The sequence below is a fragment of the Acinetobacter sp. UBA2063 genome, assembly GCF_002333245.1.
Lineage (GTDB): Bacteria > Pseudomonadota > Gammaproteobacteria > Pseudomonadales > Moraxellaceae > Acinetobacter > Acinetobacter parvus.
Genome location: NZ_DDAH01000188.1, coordinates 1 through 2,981, shown reverse-complemented (window position 1 = coordinate 2,981; position 2,981 = coordinate 1). Strand labels below are relative to the sequence as shown.

Annotated in this window: 4 protein-coding genes; 3 read left to right on the top strand and 1 reads right to left on the bottom strand. The window is 39.8% G+C overall.

All coding sequences use genetic code 11. The features are described from left to right. The 3 genes from B4H32_RS09165 to B4H32_RS09155 form a co-directional block, all read left to right on the top strand. Positions 1-498, top strand: a 498-nt coding sequence (locus tag B4H32_RS09165; protein ID WP_286802332.1) for a YoaK family protein, incomplete at its 5' end; no start/stop codon positions are given. Positions 499-501: 3 nt separating this feature from the next. Beyond that, the gene (locus B4H32_RS09160) at positions 502-1,041 is read left to right on the top strand and encodes a DUF2058 domain-containing protein (RefSeq protein WP_286802329.1); all 540 of its coding nucleotides are present in this window, start codon (positions 502-504) and stop codon (positions 1,039-1,041) included. A gap of 116 nt (positions 1,042-1,157) precedes the next feature. Beyond that, positions 1,158-2,432, top strand: a complete 1,275-nt coding sequence (locus B4H32_RS09155) for a mechanosensitive ion channel family protein (RefSeq protein WP_286802326.1) — start codon at positions 1,158-1,160, stop codon at positions 2,430-2,432. A 139-nt stretch (positions 2,433-2,571) separates the two neighbouring features. Here B4H32_RS09155 and B4H32_RS09150 read toward each other — a convergent pair whose 3' ends face one another. Next, on the bottom strand, positions 2,572-2,766 hold the full coding sequence (locus B4H32_RS09150) for a hypothetical protein (RefSeq protein ID WP_004680939.1): 195 nt from the start codon (positions 2,764-2,766) through the stop codon (positions 2,572-2,574). Positions 2,767-2,981: the final 215 nt, after the last annotated feature.

The window sequence follows — 2,981 nt, the reverse complement described above, 5'->3', positions numbered from 1 at the left end:
CTAAGCCTTGTCATCCTTTGTTTTGTCATTGGGTCTTTTTACAGCGGCCTGATTCTTGGCAATGGTCACGTGACCTTTGGTAGACATTATGGCGTGCCGCTTAGTCTGGTTGCCATTTTCCTGCTTCTTACCTGGTTACTGTTGCCATTTTTCCCCCGTTATGGACTGCTGTGGGCATGTGTGGCAATGGGTATGCAGAATGCGATGGTCAGCCATTATAAAGGCGCAATTATCCGTACCACGCATTTATCTGGTGTCTTAACCGATATTGGTCTGACACTCGGATATAAGGCCCGTGGCTTAAAAGTTGAAAATCGCCGTATTTCCTTACATGTATTGATCTTTATTGGTTTTTTAATGGGTGGACTGATTGCCAGTTTGCTTTATCCTTATTTAAAATTACAAACCTTTCTCATACCCACAGGTTTAAGCCTTGCCATGAGTATGACATATTGGATCGTTTATTTTCGTTCTTCTTCTCACCCAAATCTGGATTGAATTATGGTTAAAAATGCACTGCAAGCGCAATTATTAAAAGCAGGTTTAGTTGACAATAAAAAAGCAAAGAAACTGACCAAGCAAGCCCAGCATGAACAGCGCACTGGACAGAATGATGATGCAGCATTAAAAGCGGAAATTGACCGTGTCAATCAGGAAAAACTGGCAAAAGACCAGGCACTCAATCTGGAAAAACAGCGTGTATTGGAAGAAAAAGCCCTTAAGGCATCTATTATCCAGATGATTAAACAACATAAGATTAATCAAACTGACGGTGATGCAGTTTACCAGTTTATTGATGACAGCAAGATCAAGAAAGTCTATATCTCACAACAGGTTTATAATGCGCTGGTTTCAGGCTCGCTTGTGATTGCAAAGGATCAAGAGAGTTATGCATACCTCCCTAAAGCATTGGCGGAGAAAATTGACCAGAAAATGCAGGGCTTTATCATTGTGAATAATAATACATTGACCAATGATCAAACAACGGACGAGGAAGACCCATACGCAGCCTATGCGATTCCAGATGACCTGATGTGGTAATCTATTTTTAACAAATGTTAAAATTTCTTAAGAATCGTATATAAAATGTGACCAAATTATCATAGCAGCGTTTAACACCTTAAAATTCCACTTCAAGAATTTTAAGGTGTTTAGGTTTGGATTATTTAAATTTTATAGCTGATATTCGAAGTGAACTAAGCCACTATCCGTGGCTAGAAACCTTGCTTGCCTTGATTGTTCTCGTCCTCTTTGCCTCATTAGCGAACTTTATTGCCAAGAGAGTGATTGTTCGGGGTATCCGCTATTTAGTCACCAAACTAAAAACATCGAACCAATCCATTTTTGCCGAGCACAGCATTATTCGCAGACTTGCCAATCTTGTTCCTGCCCTTGTGGTTATGAATGGGGTTACCACCATTCCTCATCTTTCACCCAAATTGATCATGTTTATTCAGATGGGTGCCCAGGCATTCATTTTCCTCACCATTGCACTGACCATCAGTGAAGCACTGAATATCTTTAACCTGATTTATCAACGTAATCCAAAATCAAGGAACAAGCCGATCAAGGGTTATCTACAGTTGATCAAGCTTATTTTGTTCGTTGTGTGTGGTCTGTTGATTCTGGGTACTTTCCTTAAAAAGGATGTATTCACCTTGCTGGCTGGCTTTGGTGCCATGGCAGCAGTCCTGATGCTGGTGTTCCAGAACACCATTTTATCCTTGGTGGCGAGTGTACAGATCGCCTCTTATGACATGGTGCGGATTGGTGACTGGATTGAAATGCCTTCTTTAAATGCGGATGGTGATGTCATTGATATGTCATTACATACCGTGACCGTACAGAACTTTGATAAGACATTTACCACCATTCCAACCAATAAACTGGTGACAGATACCTTTAGAAACTGGCGTGGTATGAGTAATGCAGGTTGCCGTCGCATCAAGCGGTCACTTTTTGTTGATCAAAGTAGCGTACATTTTATGAGTGACGAAGAGCAGCAAAAGCTAAAAGAGTTCTTGCTATTAGATCAGTATCTGGATGCCAAACAATCTGAAATTGAAGATTTCAACAAACAACTGAGCAATCAGTCGCGCTACAACCAAAGACGTTTAACCAATCTTGGCACATTCAGGGCATATGTTGAGTTTTATCTGAAACAGCATCAAGGCATTGCCCAAAACCAGACATTATTGGTCCGTCAGTTGCAGCCGACCAGTGAGGGCTTACCTTTGGAAATCTATGCATTTACAAATACAACGGCATGGGCATCTTATGAAGCAATTCAATCTGATATTTTTGATCACTTGATTGCGATTATTCCTGAGTTTGGATTGAGAATTTATCAGGCACCATCAGGTCATGACTTTCAAAACCTAAATACTGGGGCTGCAAATCCAACCTCTCTTACAGGTCTGAATGAGGGCTGAGATAACTTTTACACCATTTCCAAATGAATAAGCCTCCCATATGGGAGGCTTAATTTAAAGCTCAAAATATTAAATCTGCTTTCAATGATGAGATTACAGAACTAAGTATGAAAACGGAAAATTAAGATTTATTCTCAATTCAATGAATACTAAGTTCCTCATCTTTTGCAACGACCACCGCGGTCAGAATCGGGATACCAAGAATAACAGGAACAACAATAATCCATAAGTCAGTCGTTAAGGCACTCGAAAAGAAAAAGTGAATAACAATTGCGGCTAAAGCCAATACTGAAAACAAAATAGCCATGAATCGAATTGCAAATTTAACAAGCATCTTTTAATCCTGTTTGGTTCTGGTGTTGTCTTTCAGTATACGCCTGTTTTAACCGATGTATTCAGTTTTTAATATCTATCATTAAAATATTTAGGCGGCCATTTTTCGACATTCAATTGCACATTGACGACACAACGCATTAACGCCCATTTTCTTCATTAAAGTACGTGTATGACGCCGTCCTATATGATGTCCTTGACGGTTCAATAAATCAC